The following is a 21,647-nucleotide window of genomic DNA, read 5'->3' as shown; positions in this document are numbered from 1 at the left end:
ACGATGGCGTCATGGGAACTGAGGAGATCGTCGTCATCGGTGCTGGTCTCGCAGCGGTCAGCGCCATCGAAACCCTTCGTGACGAGGGGTACGCCGGCCGCCTGACCCTGGTCGGGAAGGAACCGGAGCTGCCCTACGAGCGACCGCAGCTCTCCAAGGACTTCCTGGCCGGCGCCAAGGAGTTCAAGCTCTCCCACGACGAGGCGTGGTACGCCGAGAAGGACGTCACCGTCCTCACCGGCACCACCGCGACCGCCCTGGACCTGGACAACGGGACCGTCACGCTCGACAACGGCGAGCGGCTGCCCTTCGGCACATTGCTGCTGGCCACCGGCGCCGAGCCGAAGACGCCGCCGATCCCCGGCATCGAGCACGCGACGACCCTCCGCACCGTCGAGGACGCCCGCCGCCTCAAGGATGCGATCGCACCCGGCACCCGGGTCGTCACGGTCGGTGGCGGCTGGATCGGGCTCGAGGTCGCCGCGTCGGTGACCGCGCTCGGGGGAGAGGCGATCGTGCTCGAGGCGGCCGCACAGCCGCTCCTCAACGTCCTCGGCCCGGTGCTCGCCGAGCACGTCGCCGTTCTCCACACCCGCCACGGCGTCGAGATCCACACCGGGACGACCGTCGAGGCGATCGAGCCGGGAGCCGTACGCACCAGCGACGGCGAGATCCCCGCCGACATCGTCCTGGTCGCCGTCGGTGCGGCACCGGCCACGGAGCTGGCCGCTGACGCCGGCCTCGAGGTCGGTAACGGCATCGTGGTCGACGAGGGGCTGCGTACGTCTGATCCTCGGGTCTTCGCCGCGGGCGACGCCGCGCTCGCGACGCACACCGTGCTCGGCCCGCTGCGCGTCGAGCACTGGGACAACGCGATCAAGCAGGGCCGGCTGGCGGCGCGGTCGATGCTGGGCAAGGGCGGCGCCTACGATTGGCAGCCCTACTTCTTCACCGACCAGTTCGAGTTCTCGATGGAATACGTCGGCCACTCCGCGCCCCAGGACGAGGTGCTCCTCCGCGGCGACACCGACGGTGACGAGTTCATCGCCTACTGGCGGCGTGGTGCGACCGTGACCGCCGGGATGAACGTGGGCATCTGGGACGTCAACGACAAGCTCCGCGAGCTGGTCGGGACCGACGCCGATCCCGACCAGCTCACCGACATGTCCTGAGGACTCAGCCGAGCGCCCTCACCAGCGCATCGGTCGTGGTGCGGACCACGCCTCCTCTGCGGGTGCCGGCGTACAGCCATCTGCCGTCCTGGCTGACCGCGAGATCACGGATGTCCAGCGCGGTGAGACCGCCCGATGCAGGCTGCCAGGTCTTGCCCGCATCGGTGCTGACGAAGGCCCCAGCGCCTGAGGCGAGCACTCCGTCGCGGACGAGATCGGTGCTCCCGGCGACGAGCACGCGACCGGCCTTGCCCGGCCTGCCGGAGGAGTCGGCTGCGACCTGGACCGAGACCGAGGCGACCGCGCCGACCGCCGCGCGCAGGTTCGGGATCACCGACCTGCGGAAGCTCCTCCCGCCGTCCGTGCTGACCAGCACGCCGCCATCGGTGCCTGCGATCACGACGTCCTTCTCGACGGACAAGGAGCGGACGGGACCGTCGCCCACCTTCACGAGCGTCGCACCGAGGTCGTCCGATCGGTACAGGCCCTCGCTGGCGGCGATCCACAGCCGCTCGGGCCGGGACGCGTCGAACTCCACCGTGCGGACCGCTAGGTCGTACGGGTGTGTGGTCCACGTGGCGAACCCGTCGGTCGAGACGAGGATGCCCGTCTCGGGCTCTGCGCCGTACGTCATCGCGACGGTGCCCTCCCGCACCGGTGACACCGCGACGTCTCCGACCTCGACGTGGGGGCCGACACGCGTGTCGGTGCCATCGAGCGTGCGGCGGATCAGCTGCGTGCCGAGGAAGCCGTCCTGCCGGACCCACCACACGTTGCGTGCGCCGACGGGCGACTGCTCGACGTCCAGGGCCGACAGGCCGATCCAGCCCTCGTCGCCCGTCAGGCCCCAGTCGAGTGCCGGGCCGGTGCCGAGATCTCCCTGCCGGCGCTCCTTGATCCCTTCGGCGTCGCCGGCGCGCAGCACGGGCTCCTTCGCGGCATCGGCGCCGACCGCCAGGCTCCACGAGTTGCCGCCCGCCAGCGGGTACCTCGTCCAGGTGTCGCGGTCGCCACCCCAGACGCCGGCGCTCGTGGTCACCACCAGCCCGTCCCCGCCCTGCCAGACGTCGACGTCGCGTACGTCGCGCGTCCCCTCGGGCAGCGCGACCGGCTTCGCGGTCGCGCCGTGGTCGGTGCTGGCGTACACACGGCCGAAGAAGCGCAGGTACGTGGTGTCGCCCGCCACCGACAGGCCGAGGGAGTAGGCGCCGGGCACCGGCTGCGACGACTTCCAGGTGGCTCCGGCATCAGACGACCGCAGCACGGTCGCATCCTCGGCGTTCCATACGGTCGCGATCACCGTGTCTCCCGCGACCGCCACGTCGGAGAGCGAGCTGATGCTGCTGTCCGGCGTGACGACCTGCGTGACCGTCCCGGGCGTCTGACCGGTCAGATCGACCCGCCACAGCCCGTCGAACGTCTGCACGTACACCCGTCCGTCAGCCACCGCCAGGTGATCGACCGATCCTGACCAGCCGGTCGGCACGAGGTCCCAGGTCCGGCCGTGGTCGCGGCTGAACCGCAGCCCTGCGGCGGTCGCGACGGCGACCGTGGAGCGATCGGCGCCCAACGCCTGGATGTTCTCGTCCGGCAGCGACTGCACGTCCCAGCTCTTCCCGCCGTCCGCGCTGTGCAGCAGGCGGCCCTGGTACGTGGCGTCGAGCACGTCGCGCCCGGCCATGCCGTTGACGGCGAGCCAGAAGCCGCCGGGTACGGCCGGGTCAGCCGCGGGCAGGCCTACGCCGGCAGCGACGGGCATCGAGCGCACGCGCGTCCAGGTCTTGCCGCCGTCGCTCGTCCAGAACGGGCTGATGCCGTCTTGGACGACATGGATCGCCGTGCCGGCACGATCCGGTGAGGTCACCGTGAGCCCGCCTGTGAAGATCGGGCCCACCTGCTCCCAGTCGCCGCGCCGGTCGGCCCCCAGCGACACGAGGGACCCGGTCCCGCCGAGTCGCCGTCCTTCGGCAGTGGTGCCGGTCGCATCGATCCGGTGGACCCCTGCCTCCCGCACCTCGAGGTCAGCGGCGTACCAACCGGGGCGCCCGTCCTGGGGCGACAGCTGCACGGTCGTGCGCCGGCCCGAAGGGGCCACGACGTCGGCGGACGGACGCTCGAGCGCCGCGGGCGCCTGCACGACGACGCGCGTCGCGCCGTCGGCGACATCCGGTGTGGCGCGTACGACGAGCGGGCGCACCAGCAGTGCGTACGGCACGCGCACGCGCGCGGCGTCCTTGCCGGTGCCGGTGGCGACGAGCACACCCGACACCTCGCCGGGCCGGTCGCGGTGAGCGGGGGTGAGGGTGATCGTCACCTCGGCCCGGCCACCCGGTTTGAGGGTGGCCGACCTGGCCGACAGATCGATGCGGCCGTCGCTGACCTTCGACCCCTCGACGTGCAGCTTCAGCTTCTGCGTCGTCCTGCCCGAGTTGGTCAGCGTGACGGTGGCAGTGCGCGAGCGGGCGTCGCCCACCGTGTCGGCAAGGCCCAACGAGAGTGCGTCGGGCGAAGCGGTGACGTCTTGAGCCACTGCTCGGTCGACCGCGAGCGCCCCGGCGCCCTGCGTGAACGGGCTGACGCCGGCATCGGTGCTATCGAGCTCCCGCGCCGAGCCGATCAGCCGGGCGCGGACCTTCAGGGCCGTCTCGTCGGGGTGAGCCTGACGTACCAGTGCCGCGGCACCTGCGACGTGCGGTGCCGCCATCGACGTTCCGGACAGCCGGTACGCGTTGCCCTCGATCCCCTGCCAGGCGGGGATGTCCGAGCGGATCTCGACGCCGGGGGCGACGATCTCGGGCTTGACCGTCGTACCGGCCGGGCCCCGGGAGCTGAACGAGGCGATCAGGTCGGTCGCGTCCTCGCCCGTGATCGTCGCGGTGACCTTGCCGTCGAGCACGGCCCGACGGATGTTGCCGTAGTCGCCGGCGTAGAGCGACATCATCACGAGCCTCGCTCGGCGCTGGTCCCAGCCCGCCTGGGCCGCGAGCTCGCCGCCGTCGCTGGCGTGGGTCTCGAAGCCGCCCATCGGGGTGTCGCTCGGCCCGTCGCCGACCCCGGGGTCGGCGTTGGTGGGCTGGTAGACGAGTGCTCCGACCGCGCCGTTCTGCTCGGCGAGCTCGGAGAGGTACATGTCGTAGCCCGTGACGGCCTGGGCCGTCGGGCTCTGGTACACGACGATCGCACCCGTCACATCACCGACGCGCTCGTAGTCCTCGGGGGTGCCGGAGCCCACGTCGATGACGCGCGCGGTGACGGCCTTCGGGCCGGGATTCGCGGAGAGCGAGTAACGGCGCATCGACCCGGCCGGCAACGTGGCACCGCGGAGGGTGATCGACGGCGTACGGATGCCGGTGGTCGAGGCGCCGACCGCGATCACGTCGGGCGCGATCGCGGGGGAGCCGACGGTCTCGTCACCCGGACCGGCGTTGCCCGCGGCGGCGACCACCACGGTGCCCGCCTCGACCGCGGCCGTCGCGGCGCGCGCGAGGGGGTCGTTGTCCTCCACCGGGCCGCCCAGGCTCATGTTCACGACGTCGGCGGGGTGGGAGCCTGTCGGGTCGACCGCGGCCTCGAAACCGGCGAGGACGTCGGACATCATGCCCGAACCGTCGGCGTCGAGAACTCGCCACGCGGTGATCGAGGCGTCGGGTGCCACGCCGGTGGTCGTCTCGGCTCCTGTTCCGGCGACGATGCCGGCGACATGGGTGCCGTGGTAGTGCTCGTCCATCGGGTCGTCGTCGTCGGAGACGAAGTCGTAGCCACCGACGACCTTGTGCCCCTCGCCGAAATCGCCGCCCAGGTCGGCGATCCCGTAGTCGACGCCCGTGTCGATCACGGCCACGGTCATGCCCTTACCGCGCAGCGGGGTGCCGTCGGCATCCTTCTTCTCCCAGACAGCAGGTGCGCCGGTGGACGGGACGGAGTCGACGGTCAGCGCGCGCATCCGCACGTCGCGGGTCACATGCGCGACACCGTCCGCCGCGGCGAGCTCGTCGAGGCTGCGCTCGGGCACCTCCGCCATGACCGCGTTGATCAGGCCCGCGACGCTCCCGGTCTCGTCGACCGGGATGCCATCCGCCCGAAGACGGTCGACAGTCGCCTCCTGCTCGGTGGCGATGTCGTCCGCGATCGCACGGTAGGTGGCTGACAGATCGTTCTGGGTGCCGACGTCGCCGTCCGCGGATCGCGACTCGGCGATCCGGTCGGCGCCGACGCGCTGCACAGCACCGGGGCTGTCGAGCTCGATGATGACGGCGACGGACTCGCCGGGGTCGGCCGCGGCGCTCAGGGGTACGAGGGCCGAGCCGGCGAGCACGGCGGGCACCGCCAGCGCGACGGTGACGCCGCGACGGGAAATGGGGGACATGGGTGACCTTCCGGTGAACTTTCTGAGATCCGCGCAAGACGGCTCAGTGCTCATGAAAGCGCCCAGATGTTTCGACCGCACGTGTGCGAGAGTCCGGCAGCGGCCAACTGGCCGCAGGCGGCCATCTCGAGGTTGCGCGCCGTCCTTGAGACCCCGTCGGCCGAGGTCAGACCCAACCGCGACGCGCTGCCTGCACCCCTGCCTGGAACCGGTTCGCGGCGCCGAGTCGCCGTAGGAGCAGCTGGCTGCGCCGACGTACCGTCCGGGTCGAGACGTGCAGCTCGCGCGCTATCACCTCGTCCTTCGCTCCGGACGCGAAGAACGCGAGCAGCGCCCGCTCCTCGGCTGTCGGGCCGCGTCGCTCGACCGGGACGGGGCCGCGCTGCGCGGGCTCGTCGCGCGGCACGTCGGCGGCCTGCTCCCAATGCGCCTCGAACACCTCGCACAGCAGCGCGACGAGCGGTTGGGAATCGGTGAGGATCGCCTCGGGCCGCAGGCCGTCGAGACGTGTCGACACGAGCGCGGCCCGCCGGTCGGCGATCGCGAGCTTGACCGGCAGATCGCTCGTGAGCCGCGCCTGCTCACCCGCCTCGACGGCGCGGCGCACCTCGTCCCACGCGCCGGGGCGATCCAGCGCCGCGGCCGCGTAGACAGCTCGCCAGCGCACACCGCGCGCGATGACCACGGGCTCGAGCGGGTTCAGCGGCGCGAGCACGTACGGCGGCCGGTCGAACGCCATGAACTCCTCGACGGCTTGATGCTCCAGCCTGTTGTACGCCGCGCCCACGGCGTCGGGCCCCACCAGCACGCCGACGCTCGAGCCTGGTCGCTCCGCCGCACCACGGTTCTCGTAGACCTCGGCCAGCAGCGGGATGGCGGCACGGAGCCGGGCGAGACCGTCCTCCGCGCGTTCCGCGACCGCGCGCAGCGCGACCCGCGGATCGACGGCGGCGAACCGCCCGTCGCCCGCCGCCCGGTTGACCAGCCCGGCCGCGCGGAGCTCGTCCAGCGTGCGCGCGGCCGCCTCCGTGCTGATCCCGAGGGTGCGGGCGACCTCGGCGTCCTCGATCGCTCCGGCGGCGAGGACCGCCCCGTAGACCGCCTCGGCCTCCGCGTCCAGGCCGGCTACGGCGAGCCCTCCGTGGGGGCCCAGCGTGGCTGCCCGTGACGTGGGGAGGGGAGGTTCGAGGTTCACGGCACAACGATGCCATGCGGTGAGCTCGTCGGACCGATCCCGATCCCGACCACCTCACCGACGCCCCGAGGGCCGAGTCGGCTCGTTCCGACCAAGAACCGCGCCGAGTCGGCTCGTCATGACGAGCCGACTCGGCGGAGTTTTCTGTCAGTTTGAGCCGACTCGGCGACTCAGAAGCACTGCGAGGCGCTGTGGAAGACGCTCGACTGGATGCCGAGGTGGATGTGGTCGCTGTGGTCGGGGTAGCCCGGCCCGAGCACCTGCGGGAACGACTGGCGTGAGGCACGCGCGATGCCGCACATGGTCGTCGCGCTGCTGCCGGGCACCAGATCCATGGCCCGGCCGTAGAGGTGGTTGCTGTTGGCGGCACCGCCGACGGCGTCGTTGCACGCCTTGGAACGGTAGGCCGAGGTCACCCGCAGCGGGTTGTCGCCGAGCCGGTGCCGGATCGCCTCGGCTCGCCACATCGCCTGCATCAGGTTGGCCTTGACCTGTGCGACCGTCACTCCGGAGATCGGCGTCGGCCAGCCGCCGTAGCAGACGTCGTCGACCTCGCTCCACGCGAAGTGGACCGGGGTGCAGTCGTCGTCCTGGAGCGCGTAGATCTTGTTGAACGTGTTCGCGCCGGCGACGCCGTCGGCGGCGAGCCCGTAGGCGGCCTGGAAGTTGCGTACGGCGGTCGTCGTCGCCGGGCCGTAGGACCCGTCGATCGAGAAGACCGTGCCGGAGGCCGCCCATCCGGCGACCCGGATCTGCAGCTGGGTGACCGCGCTGCCCGAGGAGCCCTGCTGCAGGGTGCCGCTCCAGGTGTAGCAGGCGTCGGCGTGAGCCGGCGCGGCAGTGACGCTGACCGCGGCGAGGGAGGCCGCGACCGTGAGAAGGAGGGTGCCGATGACCGTGCCGAGCCGACGCCCGAGACGTGGGAAATGGTGCATGGTGAAACTCCTTTCCTTGGGGGGAGCCTCAATGGTCACGCTTTTTCCGCGGCCGCGTGCGGTGATTCAGAAACGCTTCCACCAGAGGTTCACCGCGTAGTCGACATACGTCCCCTGGTGTTCTTCGAGGATCGCCGCCGCGGTGGTGGGGTCGAACTCGATGCGTACGACCGCCTCCAGGTCCGCACGTGATCCGAACGACCAGTCCATGTCGACGGGGACGCGCGTCCAGCCGTGCCTCGACCAGAACCGCTCCTGCTCCTCGGGCGGTGGAACCTTCGGGTATCCGCGGCGGAACCATGCGCCGAAGCTCGACCGGGAGCCGTCGTTGTCGATCACCATCGCCACGCCGCCGCGGCGCATCACCCGGTCGAGCTCGCCGAGCCCCGGCTCCGAGCCCGGGCCGAAGAAGTAGGCCCAGCGGGCGTGCATGACATCGACCGATGCCGGCGGCAGCGGGAGTCGCTGGGCGATGCCGTTGTGGACGGTGACGTTCGAGAGCCGCTTCGTACGCCGTCGGGCCAGCGTCACGAGGTCCGGATGGGGCTCGATGCCGGTGACGGTGCGGGCATCCTCGGCGAAGCGCGGCAGGTAGAACCCGGTCCCGCAGCCCAGGTCGAGGACGTCGCGTCCGGCCCAGGGCCCGGTCTCGGACATGGCTGCCCAGAGTCGCCCGTGCGGGTCGAGCGCACGGTTCTCGATCTCGTACGTCGCGGTGTGGTTCCAGATGTTGGGGGACGGGATCGCGCCCGTCGCCCCCGGCAGGTCGAGCCTGGTCAGATCCGGACCTCGCCGCGCGGGGTGACGAACTGCGCGGCCAGGAGACCGGGGGTGCCGTGCTCGGCGACCCAGTCGATGTGGACGTTCTCGGCGGGCTTGCCGGTCCACGGGTCGACCCGCTCCTTCAGCTCGTCGCCGAGGTAGTCCTTGACCCGCTCGGGGTCGCCGGAGATCTCCAGGCAGGTGAGGGTGATGTCGGAGCCGGCGTTGCCGGGGTGGAGATCAGGGGTCTCCCACTTGATGAAGTAGGGCAGTTGCGGGTCGGCGATCAGGCCGTTGATCCCGATCTGCTGCCAGTGGAGCTCGCGGCCGTCGGGGAGGTGACGGTTGCCGGGGACCGCCTTGCGGCCGAGCCGCTCCTCGATCGGGGTCATGTCGTCGACGCCGATCACGAAGCCGATCCAGCCGCCACCGAGAGCGGAGCGGGCCTTGACCGCCTGCCCGAACGGGGCCTTGTCGCTGGCCGGGTGCTCGAGTGCCTCGACGACCTCGAGGTAGAGGCCGCCGCGCATCGGAAGGATGTAGTTGCGGGTGCCGAAGCGGGGGTGGACGCCGCCGTCGACGAACTCCTGGCCGAGCAGCTCACCGAGCTGCTTGGCGGTCTGTACCAAGCCATCGGGTCCTGCAGCGTACGAAACATGGTCCAGGCGCATGTAACGATTCTGAACTCTCGCTGAGAGAGAGACCAATCCAGGGTCACTATCTCTTGATGTCGAGATACACCCCGGGGTTCAGCGCGGGCTGGCGGGATGGAGCGCCAGGGCGGACCGCGACCGGACGTGCGCCTCGCAGTGGCGGACGAGCTCGGCGTACGCCGCCTTGCCCATCAGCTCGGTCAGCTCGGCCTGGTTGGTGAGGTAGACGGGCTCGACGGCGACGTGGGCCTCGGTGTTGCCGGAGCAGTACCAGTCCAGGTCGTGGCCGCCCGGACCCCAGCCGCGCCGGTCGTACTCGGTGATCGTCACCTCGGTGTAGGTCGTCCCGTCGGTCAGCTCGACATCGCGGAACGTACGCCGGATCGGCAGCTGCCAGCACACGTCCGGCTTCGTCTCGAAGTGCTCCCGGCCTTCGGCCGCGGCCAGGATGTGGAGCGCGCACCCCGATCCGCCGGCGAAGTCCGGCCGGTTGGCCAGGACGCACGACTCCTGGCCGCGAAACTCCGTGACCCGGGTCTTCCGCTCGCCCTCGTCGTCGAGCTCGACCCAGTCGTCGGTCTCCACCTCGCGCCCCGGGTGCTGCTCCCACAGATCCGGGGTCAGCTGCCGTACGAACTCAGCCGTCCGGGCCTCGTCCTCCTCGTCGGCGAAGTGCGCCCCCAGCGTGCAGCACCCCACGTCCGGCGAGCTCTTGAACATCCCCGGGCAGCCGTTGCCGAAGATGCAGGAGTACGCCGACGTCAACCAGGTCAGGTCGCAGCGCATCCGCTCGTCCGGGTCGTCGGGGTTCACGAACTCCACCCATGCACGCGGGAAATCCAGGGGTACCTCAGGCACCTGCCAAGCCTACGTCGCCGAGAGCACACAGCCAGCATGACTGCGCTCCGAGCACGCGACGCCGGCAACGTTGGTCTGCGCATCCTCAGGCGTACCGGACGTAGATTGGGCGCGGAGTCCGCATGTGAGGCGGCGTAAGGAGTCCTCGTGAGTCGAGTGGTCGCATTGTCGTGGGCAGACGTTGACCACCTGAGGTGGGGAGAAGTCGCGGCATTCAACGTCCGTAAGGCCGATCTGACGGCCGCCGGGCTCACGTTCGAGCTCGTGGATTTCGATGGTCTTCAGGTCGAAGTCGCTGCCTTTCAAGTGGCGGCAGGTGAGGTCGCCATGATCGGTAGCGGGGACAACTCACCCAGCCTTCTCAGCCTCGCCGTCGCCGCCGAAGCAGTCTCGGCGCCAGAGGACTTCATGGTTGCTCTCGGCGTCGAGTTCGAATGGTCGGAGTGGCAGCCCTTGCGTTGACTCCGCTACTGAAGTGCCCCGGCGACTGCTGAGCCTGAGGTGCGGATGGCTAGGGCAGAGGGTCCAACTTTGTGAAACTTTCACAAGGGTGGCGTCGATGGGTGCTCTACTACGAAAGGCGATCAGTCTCACGATCGCCGACTGGTTGCAAGCCGAGAGAAGGGATGTCGTGATGGGCGTCGAGTCCGCCGTCTATCAGGTTGTTCCTGCCGCCGGAACCTCTGATGCGTACGTCTCAGCTCTGCTGGACATCGGTGCTGAGAGGCGAGGAGAGCATTACCTGGTGCTGCGAGGGCGGTGTCATTGGATCGACCTGGAGGTCGACATGCCTGCCCCCTCGGTTGGGATACGAGTGTCGTTCACCAACCCGGCTGATGTTGTCTCCGAGATTAGTCAACTGTTCGACACCTTCGCCCGTGTGGGCACGGCGAAGATCTTCGACCCCACGGGGAAGAGGCGCTTCAGCATCGAAGACGGCACGTTGGTTGAGGAGTTGCTCGCGGACTTCGTTCGCCGGCGCGAGGTGTTTCAGCGGTACTTCGGGCCATTCGAGGCTGCCGTCAGTGCCCAAGACGTCTTCAGACTGATGCGCGAACGCTCGGCTGACTCCTGACGTAATTAGGCCCACGGACCGAGCTTCTCGGGGTTGCGTACGGCCCAGATGCGGGTGATGCGACCGTCGGCGATATCGAAGGCGTAGACGGAGACGGTGGCGCCGTCGAGCTCTCCGACCAGGCCGGGTTGGCCGTTGACCACGCATTCCCGCAGCGTCACCTCAGGGGCGAGGGTGGCGATATCGATCCAGGCGCGGGCGATCTGGTCGGCGCCGCTGATCGGTTCGAGGAAGGCCAGGGCCAGGCCGCCACCGTCAGCGGTCGCGACCGCCGACGGGTCGAGGAGGCCGACGAGGGCCTCGATGTCGCGGGACTCCCAGGCCTGCTTGAAGCCCCGGACCAGGTCGGCGCGCTCGGTGGTCGACGGGTCCTGTGAGGTGTCGATGCGGCGGCGTGCGCTGGAGGCGAGCTGGCGGCAGGCAGCGGGGGTGCGGCCGACGACGTCGGCGATCTCGGCGAAGGTGTAGCGGAAGATGTCGTGCAGGACGAAGGAGACCCGCTCGGCGGGGGTCATGGAGTCCAGCACCACCAGGAAGGCCATGCTGATCGACTCGTCGAGGGTGACCCGGTCTGCGGGGTCGGCCGGAGCGGAGCCGTCGAGCCAGCCCCCGGGCACCGGCTCCGGGATCCAGTCGCCCACGTAGTGCTCCCGCCGGGCCCGTGCGGAGCCGAGCAGATCCAGACAGATCCGGCTGGCGACCGTCGTCATCCAGGCGCCGGGATTTTCGATCTTCTCCCGCTGCTTCTCGGGCAGGGCGTACCAGCGGGTGTAGGTCTCCTGCGCGACGTCCTCGGCCTCGGCGAGCGAGCCGAGCAGGCGGTAGGCGAGGTTGATCAGCTGGCGGCGCTCGCTGATCACCTCGGCGAGGTGCGGGTCGGGCATGGCGGCTCCTTCGGTCTTCATGTCTACCGGTCCGACGAAACAGCGACCCGATCTGTGAGACCGCCTGACATTCCGTACGCCTGCGTCGTCGGAGGGGCAGCAGACCGACCTCAGCTTCAAAGGAGTCCGGAACATGATCAGCATCGGCATCATCCTCGGCAGCACCCGCCCCAACCGTGTTGGCCCACAGGTCGCCGGGTGGGTCCACGACCAGGCCTCGCGCCGCGAGGACGCGACCTTCGAGCTCGTCGATCTGCGCGATCACCCGCTCCCGCACCTGGACGAGCCGGTGCCTCCGATGTTCGGGCCCTCGGCCAACCAGCACACCCGCGACTGGGCTGAGCGAATCGCGCCGTTCGACGGCTTCGTGATCGTGACGCCGGAGTACAACGGCGGCATGCCCGGAGTCCTGAAGAACGCCATCGACCACGCCTGCGCGGAGTGGACGAACAAGGCGGTCGGCTTCGTCTCGTACGGCGTCAGCGGCGGCGCCCGGGCGGTCGCCCAGCTGCGTACGGTCTGCGGGGCGCTGGGCATGGCCGACGTGAGCCGGCCGGTGGAGCTCTCGCTCTTCACCGACTTCGAGAACCACGCCACGTTCGTCCCCGGGGAGCGGCACGAGGCTGCGTTGGCCGCAACCCTGGACCAGGTCATCTCCTGGAGCACCGCGCTCGCGCCGCTGCGCGAGGGCAGCCTCGTCGGGGCCGAGGGAGGCGCGTCATGAGCGCTGCGGAGGAGACCGCGATCCGCGGCCAGATCGAGAAGGTCATCGACGGACTGCGGGCCAAGGACCTCGAGGCCCTGCGAGAGCCGTACGCCTCCGATGTCGTGTCCTTCGACGTCGAGCCGCCGCTCCAGCACGTCGGGATCGAGGCCAAGCTCGCCAACTGGGAGCGGGTCTTCCAGGTCTTCGAGTCCGTCGACTACGAGCTCCGGGACCTGACCCTCACCATCGGTGACGACGTCGCGTTCGGGCATGCCTTCGGCCGGCTCAGCGGGACGATGAAGAACGGCGTCGCCACCGCCGGCATGTGGGTGCGGGTCACCTACGGGCTGCGCAGGATCGACGGCACCTGGAGGATCGCGCACGACCAGGTGTCGGTGCCGTTGGACATCCTCAGTGGCAACGGGATGGTCGATCTCGAGCCCTGACCGGCGCCCACCTCGGCGATTCGGGTGGCCGGGGTGAGCGGCGTATTCTTGTAGGTACGGAGCCACCGCTCCGTATCCATTGTGTGTATCACCTCGCGCTGGCCCCGCCGGCGGACCAAGGCGGCACAGAGCCGCGGTTCGCAGCGGGAGGTTCGAAAGAGATGTCAGTGCAGAGCGAGCAGAGTCTGGTGCGCTCGGTCGGAGGGACGTACTTCCCACTCGCGCTGGTCGCGCGGATGCCGTACGCGATGATGGTCGTCGGTGTGCTGACACTGGTCGTCGCGGGCCGTGACTCGCTGGCGCTGGGCGGTCTGAACTCGGCGATGGTGGGGATCGGAGCCGCGTCGTGCGGCCCGCTCCTCGGCGCCGCGGTCGACCGGTTCGGCCAGCGGCGCGTGCTGCTGGTGGTCGGCGCCGCGAGCAGCGCGATGCTGGCCGCGATGGCCTGGGTCGTCTACAGCCCGCTGCCCGACGCGGCCGTGCTGGCGGTGGCGTTCCTGGTCGGTGCGACCGCCCCGCAGATCGCGCCGTTGTCGCGGTCGCGGCTGATGGCGATCATCTCCGCGTGCATCGCCCCGGGACGTCGCGTGCGGGTGATCAACTCGACCATGGCCTACGAGTCGGCGGCCGACGAGATCGTCTTCATCGTCGGTCCTGTCGTGGCAGGCGTCCTCGCCGTCACGATCGACCCCTGGGCGCCGGTCGTCGCCGCCGCGGTGCTCACCCTGATCTTCGTCTCCGCCTTCGCCCTCCACCCGAGCGCCGCGACCGCACAGGCCTCGTCCGGCCGTACGCCCGCTGCCGGCTCCGTGCGCGAGCTCGCTCGTCCGCGCGTGGTCGTCATCGTGGTCGGCATCCTCGGTGTCGGGCTCTTCTTCGGCTCGATGCTCACCTCGCTGACCGCGTTCATGGCCGACCACGGGCGTCCCGAGGAGGCCGGCCTGGTCTACGCCGCGATGGGCGTCGGATCGGCCGCGCTGGCGCTGGGCGTCGCCGCCTTCCCGGTCGGCTTCACCTCGGCCGCGCGCTGGCTCGTCTTCGGCGGGCTGATGCTCGCGGGCGCCCTCGCGCTGCCGGCGGTGTCGTCGGTGACTGGGATGGTCGTCGCGCTGCTCGTCATCGGTCTCGGGATCGGCCCGACGCTGGTCACCCAGTACGGCCTCGGTGCCCGCCGCAGCCCGGTCGGCCGGTCGGCCACCGTGATGACCATGCTCGGCTCCGCGGTGATCCTCGGCCAGTCCCTGGCCTCCGCGGTCACCGGCGGCATCGCCGAGCGCTGGGGCACCGACGCGGCACTCCTGCTGCCCGCCGCTGCCGCGCTCGTGGTCGTGGTCGCCGGTGCGGTCAACGCCCGGATCGGGGAACCGTCCGTCACCGTCGTCGCCAGTCCGGATCGCGAGGCGGCTACCGCCGGCCGCTGAGCACCTCGGCGACGCGGCGCCGCAGCTCGGGCAGGACGTCGGACACGAACCAGGGGTTGCGTGACTGCCACCGGAAGTTCAGCGGTGAGGGGTGGACGAGCGGGAACCGCTCCGGGAGATAGTCGCGGAAGCTGCGTACCCGCTCGGTCAGCGAGCTCTTCCCGCCGAGGTAGTGGCGCTGCGCGTAGTCGCCGACGACCAGCGTGAGGCTGATCTGCGGCATCAGCTCGAGCAGAGGAGGGTGCCACCTCGGCGCGAAGTCGGCCCGCGGCGGCAGGTCGCCGGTCGTGGCCTTGCCGGGGTAGTAGAAGTCCATCGGCAGGATCGCGAACGCCGTCGGATCGCGGAAGGTCGCCTCGTCGACGCCGAGCCACTCGATGAGGCGTCGCCCGCTCGCGTCGTTCCACGGTATGCCGCTCTGCTGAGCCTTGATGCCCGGGGCCTGGCCGATGATCAGGCACCGAGCATCCGGATGAGCCACGTAGACAGGCTCGAACCCTGCCGCGACGGCCCAGGTGTTGCTCGGGTGAGCCGCGATGTCTCGGCGGATGCTGTCGAGTTCCTTCACGAGGTCATCTTCGTCTTCTTCTCCAGCGGAGTTCCGCTCGGGGAACGGCGAGCCACTAAAGTCGAACCTATGCGTCTGGGCGTACTCGACATCGGATCGAACACGGGACACCTGCTCGTGGTCGACGCCCACGGCGGGGCGGCCCCGTTACCGGCGTACTCCTTCAAGCAGCCGTTGCGGCTGGCCGAGCACCTCGACGAGGCCGGCGATGTGACCGAGGCCGGGATCGAGGCGCTGACCGCCTTCACCCGTGAGTCGGTGGCGGTGGGGGAGGAGAAGGGTGTCTCGGAGATGCTGGCGTTCGCGACCTCGGCGGTGCGCGATGCCGGCAACTCCCAGCAGGTGCTCGACCGCGTACATGCCGAGACCGGGGTCGAGATCGAGGTCCTTCCCGGCGACGACGAGGCGCGGCTGACCTTCTTGGCCGTACGCCGTTGGTTCGGCTGGTCCGCCGGACGGCTCGCCGTCTTCGACATCGGCGGCGGTTCGCTGGAGATCGCGGCCGGACTGGACGAGCAGCCGAACGTCGCCTGGTCGCTGCCGCTGGGCGCCGGCCGGCTCGCGCGCAGCTACTTCGGTGACCGCCCGACGGAGGAGGAGCTGCGTGAGCTGCGCCGGTCGATCCGCGCTGCGATCGCCGAGGACGCGGGCAAGATCCTGCGCGACGGTCAGCCGGACATGGCGGTGGCGACCTCGAAGACGTTCCGCTCGCTGGCACGCATCTGCGGTGCCGCGCCGAGCGGCGAAGGGCTACGGGTGCGCCGCCAGCTGCCGCTGACCGAGCTGCGCGACTGGATCCCGAAGCTGCTGGAGATGTCGCTCGAGGAGCTCTCCGACCTGCCCGGGGTCAGCCCGTCACGGGCCCATCAGATCGTGCCCGGTGCGCTGGTCGCCGAGGCATGCCTCGACATCTTCGACGTGCCCGCCTTCGAGATCTGTCCGTGGGCTCTGCGGGAGGGTCTGATCCTCGACCGTCTCGACCACCTGTCCTTCATCGACAGTTCCGATCTCGGAAGGTCCGACTAGGAGGCCCGCGATGATCTCGTTGTCGACGTCCTCGACGTACCCCGAGTCGACCGCCCGCGGCTTCGCCTATGCGGCCGAGGTGGGATACGACGGGGTCGAGGTGATGGTCGGCATCGACGCGCTCTCCCAGCAGACCCACGCGGTCAAGCAGCTCGCCGAGCACCACGGCATCCCGATCGTCGCGATCCACGCGCCGACGCTGCTGTTCACCCAGCAGGTCTGGGGCTTCGAGCCCTGGGGCAAGCTCGAGCGGTCGGCCGAGATGGCCGCCGAGGTCGGCGCGGGGGTGGTCGTCGTACATCCGCCGTTCCGCTGGCAGCGCGAGTACGCGGCCGGGTTCGTGGAGGGGATCGCCACGCTGGAGCGCTCGACCGGGCTGAAGTTCGCGGTGGAGAACATGTATCCGTGGCGGGCGGCCAAGCGCTCCACGCCGATGTACCTGCCCCACTGGGACCCCTCGACCGAGGACTACGCCAACACCACCATCGATCTCTCCCACGCCGCGATCGCCAACGACGATGTGATCGAGATGGCGAAGCGGCTCGGGCCGCGGCTGCGGCACATCCACCTCACCGACGGCACCGGCTCGGCCAAGGACGAGCATCTCGTGCCCGGGCGGGGCCACATGGGTGCCGACCGCTTCCTACGCCACCTGGCCGCCTCGGGGTTCGACGGCGAGATCGTCCTCGAGATCAACACCCGCCGAGCCCGGTCGCGCGCCGAGCGCGTCGCCGATCTCCGCGAGTCGCTCGAGTTCGCACGGAAGCACTTCCAGGCCTGACGCCACTGCTGGTCGAGCCGCCCCTCAGTCGTGGGCGGCGAGCCAGGACCAGGTGAGCGAGGTCAGGGCGAGGACGAGGACGGCGGTGGCGACGCCCCACCAGCCGGCGACGTACGCATAGCCGAGCAGCCAGCCGAAGAGGCTCGAGCCGCCGTAGTAGAAGAGGTTGTAGAGGGCGCTGGCCTGGGCCTTTCCGACCCGCGCGCGGGCGCCGACCCAGCCCGACGCGACGCCGTGGGCACCGAAGAAGCCGGTGGTGAGGACGAACAGGCCGGTCAGGACCATCGCGAGGTTGTCGGGGAAGGTCATCGCGACGCCGACGATCGTGATGACGACGCAGGTCAGCATGACCTTTCGCCGCCCGTGGGTAGCCGCCAGCCGGCCTGCGACCGACGAGGAGACGGTGCCGCCGAGATAGGCGAAGAAGATCTGGCTCGAGATCGCCACCGGCAGCCCGAAGGGCTCGCGTTCGAGGCGGAACCCCAGATAGTTGTACGTCGCCACGAACCCGCCCATCAGCAGTGCTGCCTGCCCGTAGAGGACGAGCATGCCCGGGTCGCGGAGGTTGGCGAGCACCCCTTCGCGTACGGACGTGGTCGGCCTGCCGACCGGGCGGACCCAGCCCTGGGCGCGCGGGATCAGGGTGATCGCGATGATCGCGGCGATCGCCGAGAGGACGCCGCCGGCGGTGACGCCCAGGCGCCAGCCGCCGAGGTCGGCGAACGGCCCGGTGATGACCCGGCCGAGGAGGCCGCCGACGGTGGTGCCGGAGATGTAGATGGCCGCGGCGAGGCTGACGTGGCGTACGTGGATCTCCTCGGCCAGATAGGCGACCGCGAGCGCGGGTACGCCGCCGAGCGCGAGGCCCTCGAGGCTGCGCAGGACGAGCAGCGTGGTGAAGCCGGGGGCGAGCGGGGTGAGCAGGCCGAGGACGAGGGAGATCGAGAGCGCGATCTTCATCGCCGGTGCCCGGCCGATGCGGTCCGCGACCCACGACCAGCCGAGGACGCTGACTGCGAGGCCGAGGGTCGCGGTGGAGACGGTGAGCGCGGCCGAGGCCTCGTTGACCTCGAGCGCGTGCGCGACGGTGGGGAGGATGCCCTGGGTGGAGTACATCTGCCCGAAGGTCGCGATCCCGGCGGCGAAGAGGCCGATCAGGATCCGGCGGTAGCCGCTGCTGCCGGCATCGTGCCCGACCCAGGGGCGGGTCAGGGAGGCATCGACGGACATCGTTCTCACGGTAAAGCAGGTGTTGTGGGTGGGTGAAGCCGCGGCGTACGTGAGATATCTCTACTCTGGGGGCGATGTCCGCGCTCTCCGATCGACTCTCGACGCGTCTCGTCGGTGTCGACGTGGCGCGATGCCTGGCGTTGCTGGGGATGATGGCGACGCACGTGCTCGACCCGGTCGACGCCTCCGGGGAGCTGACCAGGATCCAGGCCGTCGCCGGTGGCCGGTCCGCGGCGCTCTTCGCCGTGCTCGCCGGGGTCAGCCTGGCGCTGATGACCGGACGTCAGGAGCCGGTGAAGGGGCGGGTGCTCGCGTCCCGGTCGCTGGGACTGGTCGCACGGGCCGTGCTGATTGCCGCGCTCGGGCTGGTGCTCGGTTCGCTCGGCACCAACATCGCGATCATCCTCACCTACTACGGGGTGCTGTTCCTGATCGCAATCCCGTTCCTCGGGCTGCGGGCGCGTTGGCTGTGGCTGCTCGGTGTGCTCTGGGTCGTCATCGGTCCGATGTTGTCGCAGGTCATCCGGCCGATGCTGCCGCCGCGACAGTTCTCCAGCCCGGAGCCGTCGCAGCTGCTGGAGCCGGGCCGGCTGCTCGCCGAGCTGCTCTTCACCGGCTACTACCCGGCCGTCCCGTGGCTTGCCTATGTGCTGATCGGGATGGCCATCGGCCGGGTCGACCTGCGCAACCGGCTCGTGGTCGACATGATCTGGACCAGCGGCATCATCATCTCCGTCTCGGCCACCTGGCTCTCGGGGAGGCTGACCCGGCTGCCGTCGGTGGCTGCGGAGCTGCTGCGCACCTATCCCGAGACCGACATCGACGGGGCGCTGACCGCGATGAGCCACGGTCTCTACGGGCAGACACCGGTCGACGGCGGCTGGCAGTGGCTGCTGGTCGTCGCGCCGCACTCGACCACGCCGTTCGACCTGGCGCAGACGATCGGCACCTCGATGTTCGTCATCGGCGCCTGCCAGATGATCGCGCTGCGGCTGCCGGACCGGTGGCGCGCCGGGATGGCGGTGCTGTTCGGCGCCGGCACGATGACCCTCACCCTCTACACGCTGCACGTGATCATGAAGACCGATGCGGTCTGGCCGCCGGAGACGCCCGACACGTACGTCTTCCATGTGCTCGTCGTGATGGCGATCGGTGCGGTCGTCACCGCATGGGGTCGCCCGGGTCCGCTCGAATGGCTCGTCGGCCGTCCCGCGGCCTGGTTGCGTCGGACGGAGCCTCGCCCCGAGCTGTCGTCGTCGGGTTAGCGTGATCGCATGAGCACGACGGCACCGCGGCGAGGGCGCAGGCCCGGCTCGCCGGACACCCGGGCGGCGATCCTGGCGGCGGCTCGGCAGCGCTTCGCGCAGCAGGGGTACGCCGCGACCTCCGTCCGCGGGATCGCGACCGCCGCCGGGGTCGACTCTGCCCTGGTGCACCACTACTTCGGCACCAAGGAGGACCTCTTCGTCGCCTCGCTGGAGCTGCGGGTCGATCCACGAGACGTCGTTCCCGTGATCGCCGCCGGTGGCCGCGACGGGGTGGGGGAGCGGCTCATCCGCATGCTCCTGAGCATCTGGGACGACGAGGAGTCCCGGCTCCCGTTGATGGCGTTGATGCGCAGCGCTTTCGAGCCGGAGGGGAAGGCGCTGGTGCCGGATGCCTTCGGCCGGCTGATCCTGACGCCGGTCGGCGAGGCGCTCGAGCTCGATGAACCCGAGCGGCGGATCACGTTGGTGGCCTCGCAGCTGGTCGGGCTCGTCGCGCTGCGCTACATCGCCCGGATCGAGCCGCTCGCGTCGGCTCCGGTGGACACGCTGGTGGCGACGTACGCGCCGGTGGTCCAGGGCTATCTGACCGGGCCTTTGCCGTAGTCCTCTTGCGTGCGGCGCCCCGTCGTGCCACATTTCATCATGTGATGAATAACGTGGTGGAGGCGTCCGGTCTCCGAGTCGTGCGCGGGAAGCGTGAGGTCCTCCATGGCCTCGACTTCTCCATCCGGGCAGGTGAGGTCACCGGCCTGCTCGGGCCGTCCGGGTGCGGCAAGACGACGCTGATGCGGGCCCTGGTCGGCGTGCAGGCGAAGGTCACCGGGACCCTCACCGTCCTCGGCCGTCCGGCCGGCTCGGCCGCCCTGCGCGCGCGGATCGGCTACGTCACCCAGGCGGCCAGCGTCTACGACGACCTGACGGTTACCGAGAACCTGAGGTTCTTCACCCGGGTGCTCGGTGCGCCGATGTCGTCGGTCTCCGAGGCCATCGAGACGGTCGACCTCGTCGACCACAAGGACCAGGTCGTACGCGATCTCTCCGGTGGCCAGCGCTCGCGGGTCGGGCTCGCCGCGGCGCTGCTCGGCTCACCGGACCTGCTGGTGCTCGACGAGCCGACCGTCGGGCTCGACCCGGTGCTTCGCGAGCAGCTGTGGGGCACCTTCCGGGACCTGGCCGCCGCGGGGGCGGCGGTCATCGTCTCCAGCCACGTCATGGACGAGGCCGAGCGCTGCGACCGGCTGCTGCTGATGCGCGACGGTGCTTTCCTCGCCGACGGCAGTCCGGCCGAGATCAAGCAGAAGGCTGACGCGGACGACATCGAGCACGCCTTCCTGACGCTGGTGAAGGAGGCAGCGCGATGAGCCTGCGACGAACCCTGGCCGTGACCGGGCGGGTCCTCGCCCAGATCCGGCGCGACCACCGCACCCTGGTGATGCTGGTCGTCCTGCCGACGCTGCTGATGACGCTGCTGTGGTGGATGTACGAGGAGTCGCCCGCGCCGATCTTCGACCGGATCGGTCCGGCCCTGCTGGCGATCTTCCCGTTCATCGTGATGTTCCTGGTCACCTCGGTGACCACGCTGCGCGAACGCTCCTCGGGGACGCTCGAACGACTGCTGGCGATGCCGCTGGGCAAGGGCGACTTCCTGCTCGGCTATGCGCTGGCGTTCGGGCTGCTCGCCGCTGTCCAGTCAGGCGTGGCCGTCGGGGTCAGCGTCGGTCTGCTCGGGCTGGAGATCACCGGATCGGTCGCCCTGCTCGTGGTCGTCGCGATCGTCGACGCCGTCCTCGGCACCGCACTCGGGCTGCTCGTCTCCGCCTTCGCCACCACCGAGTTCCAGGCGGTCCAGTTCATGCCGGCGATCGTGGTCCCGCAGATCCTGCTCTGCGGCCTGCTCGTACCGCGCGAGTCGCTGCCGACCGTCCTGGAGGCCATCTCCAATGTCCTCCCGCTCTCCTACGCCGTCGACGCGATGACCCACCTGGTCACCTCCGCCGACACCGGCGAGGTCTGGACCGATCTGGCCGTCGTCGCCGGGTTCGTCGTCGCCGGTCTCGCCCTCGGGTCGGCGACGCTGCGGCGGCGTACTCCCTGACTGCCGAGTCCGCACTTGTGGGGACCGAGTCTGTAGTTGTGGGCAACGAGACTCCAGTTTCGTCGCCCACAACTACAGACTCGGCTGCCAGAACTACCGACTCGGCGGGATCGGGTTGTGAGGTGGTGAGCGGAAGTTGACGGAAGGGGTACGGAGAGCGGATCGGCGCGAAACCTTGACGCCGGAGAGTAGAGGTCGCCAGTCCC

At 70.2% G+C, this 21,647-nt stretch carries 21 protein-coding genes; 12 read left to right on the top strand and 9 right to left on the bottom strand.

All coding sequences use genetic code 11. The annotated features are described in order from the left end of the window. The first annotated feature begins 11 nt into the window (after positions 1-11). The gene (locus ABTX24_RS08355) at positions 12-1,172 is read left to right on the top strand and encodes an NAD(P)/FAD-dependent oxidoreductase (protein WP_350838784.1); all 1,161 of its coding nucleotides are present in this window, start codon (positions 12-14) and stop codon (positions 1,170-1,172) included. A gap of 4 nt (positions 1,173-1,176) precedes the next feature. Here ABTX24_RS08355 and ABTX24_RS08350 read toward each other — a convergent pair whose 3' ends face one another. The 6 genes from ABTX24_RS08350 to ABTX24_RS08325 form a co-directional block, all read right to left on the bottom strand. Further along, a complete protein-coding gene (locus ABTX24_RS08350) occupies positions 1,177-5,538 on the bottom strand; it encodes a S8 family serine peptidase (RefSeq protein WP_350838782.1) in 4,362 nt (1,453 codons plus the stop codon). 166 nt (positions 5,539-5,704) lie between these two features. Further along, entirely contained in the window at positions 5,705-6,733 is a 1,029-nt protein-coding gene (locus ABTX24_RS08345; RefSeq protein WP_350838780.1) for a LuxR C-terminal-related transcriptional regulator, read from the bottom strand. A gap of 170 nt (positions 6,734-6,903) precedes the next feature. Then, positions 6,904-7,668, bottom strand: coding sequence for a D-Ala-D-Ala carboxypeptidase family metallohydrolase (locus tag ABTX24_RS08340; protein WP_350838779.1), 765 nt, complete (start codon positions 7,666-7,668; stop codon positions 6,904-6,906). 66 nt (positions 7,669-7,734) lie between these two features. Beyond that, positions 7,735-8,325 (bottom strand): class I SAM-dependent methyltransferase, encoded by a 591-nt coding sequence (locus ABTX24_RS08335; RefSeq protein WP_350838777.1) that lies wholly within the window; start codon positions 8,323-8,325, stop codon positions 7,735-7,737. Positions 8,326-8,444: 119 nt separating this feature from the next. After that, positions 8,445-9,101 (bottom strand): VOC family protein, encoded by a 657-nt coding sequence (locus tag ABTX24_RS08330; protein WP_160026421.1) that lies wholly within the window; start codon positions 9,099-9,101, stop codon positions 8,445-8,447. A gap of 78 nt (positions 9,102-9,179) precedes the next feature. After that, a complete protein-coding gene (locus tag ABTX24_RS08325; protein ID WP_350838775.1) occupies positions 9,180-9,941 on the bottom strand; it encodes a DUF3109 family protein in 762 nt (253 codons plus the stop codon). Between the two features lie 147 nt (positions 9,942-10,088). Here ABTX24_RS08325 and ABTX24_RS08320 point away from each other — a divergent pair, with 147 nt between their 5' ends. Then, positions 10,089-10,403 carry a hypothetical protein gene (locus ABTX24_RS08320; protein WP_350838773.1) on the top strand — a complete coding sequence of 105 codons (315 nt, stop codon included), beginning with the start codon at positions 10,089-10,091 and terminating at the stop codon, positions 10,401-10,403. Between the two features lie 97 nt (positions 10,404-10,500). After that, the gene (locus ABTX24_RS08315) at positions 10,501-11,016 is read left to right on the top strand and encodes a hypothetical protein (RefSeq protein WP_350838771.1); all 516 of its coding nucleotides are present in this window, start codon (positions 10,501-10,503) and stop codon (positions 11,014-11,016) included. 5 nt (positions 11,017-11,021) lie between these two features. Here the strand turns inward: ABTX24_RS08315 and sigJ are convergent, their stop codons facing one another. Continuing rightward, positions 11,022-11,900, bottom strand: a complete 879-nt coding sequence (sigJ, locus tag ABTX24_RS08310) for an RNA polymerase sigma factor SigJ (RefSeq protein WP_350838769.1) — start codon at positions 11,898-11,900, stop codon at positions 11,022-11,024. Between the two features lie 133 nt (positions 11,901-12,033). Between sigJ and ABTX24_RS08305 the strand changes: the two genes are divergently transcribed. From ABTX24_RS08305 to ABTX24_RS08295, 3 genes are all read left to right on the top strand, one after another. Further along, positions 12,034-12,624 carry an NADPH-dependent FMN reductase gene (locus ABTX24_RS08305; protein ID WP_350838767.1) on the top strand — a complete coding sequence of 197 codons (591 nt, stop codon included), beginning with the start codon at positions 12,034-12,036 and terminating at the stop codon, positions 12,622-12,624. Beyond that, positions 12,621-13,052, top strand: a complete 432-nt coding sequence (locus ABTX24_RS08300; RefSeq protein ID WP_160026427.1) for a YybH family protein — start codon at positions 12,621-12,623, stop codon at positions 13,050-13,052. Before ABTX24_RS08305 ends, ABTX24_RS08300 begins: the two co-directional genes overlap by 4 nt. Positions 13,053-13,213: 161 nt before the next feature. After that, positions 13,214-14,473, top strand: a complete 1,260-nt coding sequence (locus ABTX24_RS08295) for an MFS transporter (protein ID WP_350838765.1) — start codon at positions 13,214-13,216, stop codon at positions 14,471-14,473. On the opposite strand, the gene ABTX24_RS08290 is transcribed toward ABTX24_RS08295, so the two are convergent. Continuing rightward, positions 14,457-15,041, bottom strand: coding sequence for a uracil-DNA glycosylase family protein (locus ABTX24_RS08290; RefSeq protein ID WP_350838763.1), 585 nt, complete (start codon positions 15,039-15,041; stop codon positions 14,457-14,459). The two genes, ABTX24_RS08295 and ABTX24_RS08290, sit on opposite strands and share 17 nt — an antisense overlap. A 69-nt stretch (positions 15,042-15,110) precedes the next feature. On the opposite strand from ABTX24_RS08290, the gene ABTX24_RS08285 reads away from it, so the two are divergent. Together ABTX24_RS08285 and ABTX24_RS08280 are read left to right on the top strand one after the other, a co-directional pair. Continuing rightward, positions 15,111-16,067, top strand: a complete 957-nt coding sequence (locus ABTX24_RS08285) for a Ppx/GppA family phosphatase (protein ID WP_160026432.1) — start codon at positions 15,111-15,113, stop codon at positions 16,065-16,067. 10 nt (positions 16,068-16,077) lie between these two features. Beyond that, positions 16,078-16,848: a sugar phosphate isomerase/epimerase family protein gene (locus ABTX24_RS08280; RefSeq protein WP_350838761.1), complete on the top strand. Its 771-nt coding sequence runs from the start codon at positions 16,078-16,080 to the stop codon at positions 16,846-16,848. A gap of 24 nt (positions 16,849-16,872) precedes the next feature. Here ABTX24_RS08280 and ABTX24_RS08275 read toward each other — a convergent pair whose 3' ends face one another. Next, entirely contained in the window at positions 16,873-18,078 is a 1,206-nt protein-coding gene (locus ABTX24_RS08275) for an MFS transporter (RefSeq protein ID WP_350838759.1), read from the bottom strand. Positions 18,079-18,152: 74 nt separating this feature from the next. On the opposite strand from ABTX24_RS08275, the gene ABTX24_RS08270 reads away from it, so the two are divergent. The 4 genes from ABTX24_RS08270 to ABTX24_RS08255 are packed head-to-tail and all read left to right on the top strand — an operon-like array spanning position 18,153 to position 21,441. Continuing rightward, positions 18,153-19,343 carry a heparan-alpha-glucosaminide N-acetyltransferase domain-containing protein gene (locus ABTX24_RS08270; protein ID WP_160026435.1) on the top strand — a complete coding sequence of 397 codons (1,191 nt, stop codon included), beginning with the start codon at positions 18,153-18,155 and terminating at the stop codon, positions 19,341-19,343. Between the two features lie 9 nt (positions 19,344-19,352). Then, on the top strand, positions 19,353-19,949 hold the full coding sequence (locus tag ABTX24_RS08265) for a TetR/AcrR family transcriptional regulator (protein WP_350838756.1): 597 nt from the start codon (positions 19,353-19,355) through the stop codon (positions 19,947-19,949). Between the two features lie 44 nt (positions 19,950-19,993). Continuing rightward, positions 19,994-20,707, top strand: coding sequence for a heme ABC exporter ATP-binding protein CcmA (ccmA, locus tag ABTX24_RS08260; RefSeq protein WP_350838754.1), 714 nt, complete (start codon positions 19,994-19,996; stop codon positions 20,705-20,707). After that, positions 20,704-21,441, top strand: coding sequence for an ABC transporter permease (locus ABTX24_RS08255; RefSeq protein WP_160026438.1), 738 nt, complete (start codon positions 20,704-20,706; stop codon positions 21,439-21,441). Before ccmA ends, ABTX24_RS08255 begins: the two co-directional genes overlap by 4 nt. Positions 21,442-21,647: the final 206 nt, after the last annotated feature.

This window comes from Nocardioides sp. NPDC127514 (assembly GCF_040302125.1).
Taxonomy (GTDB): Bacteria; Actinomycetota; Actinomycetes; order Propionibacteriales; family Nocardioidaceae; genus Nocardioides.
Note: the sequence above shows the minus strand (reverse complement) of the source record. Positions and strands in the feature narration are given on the sequence as shown.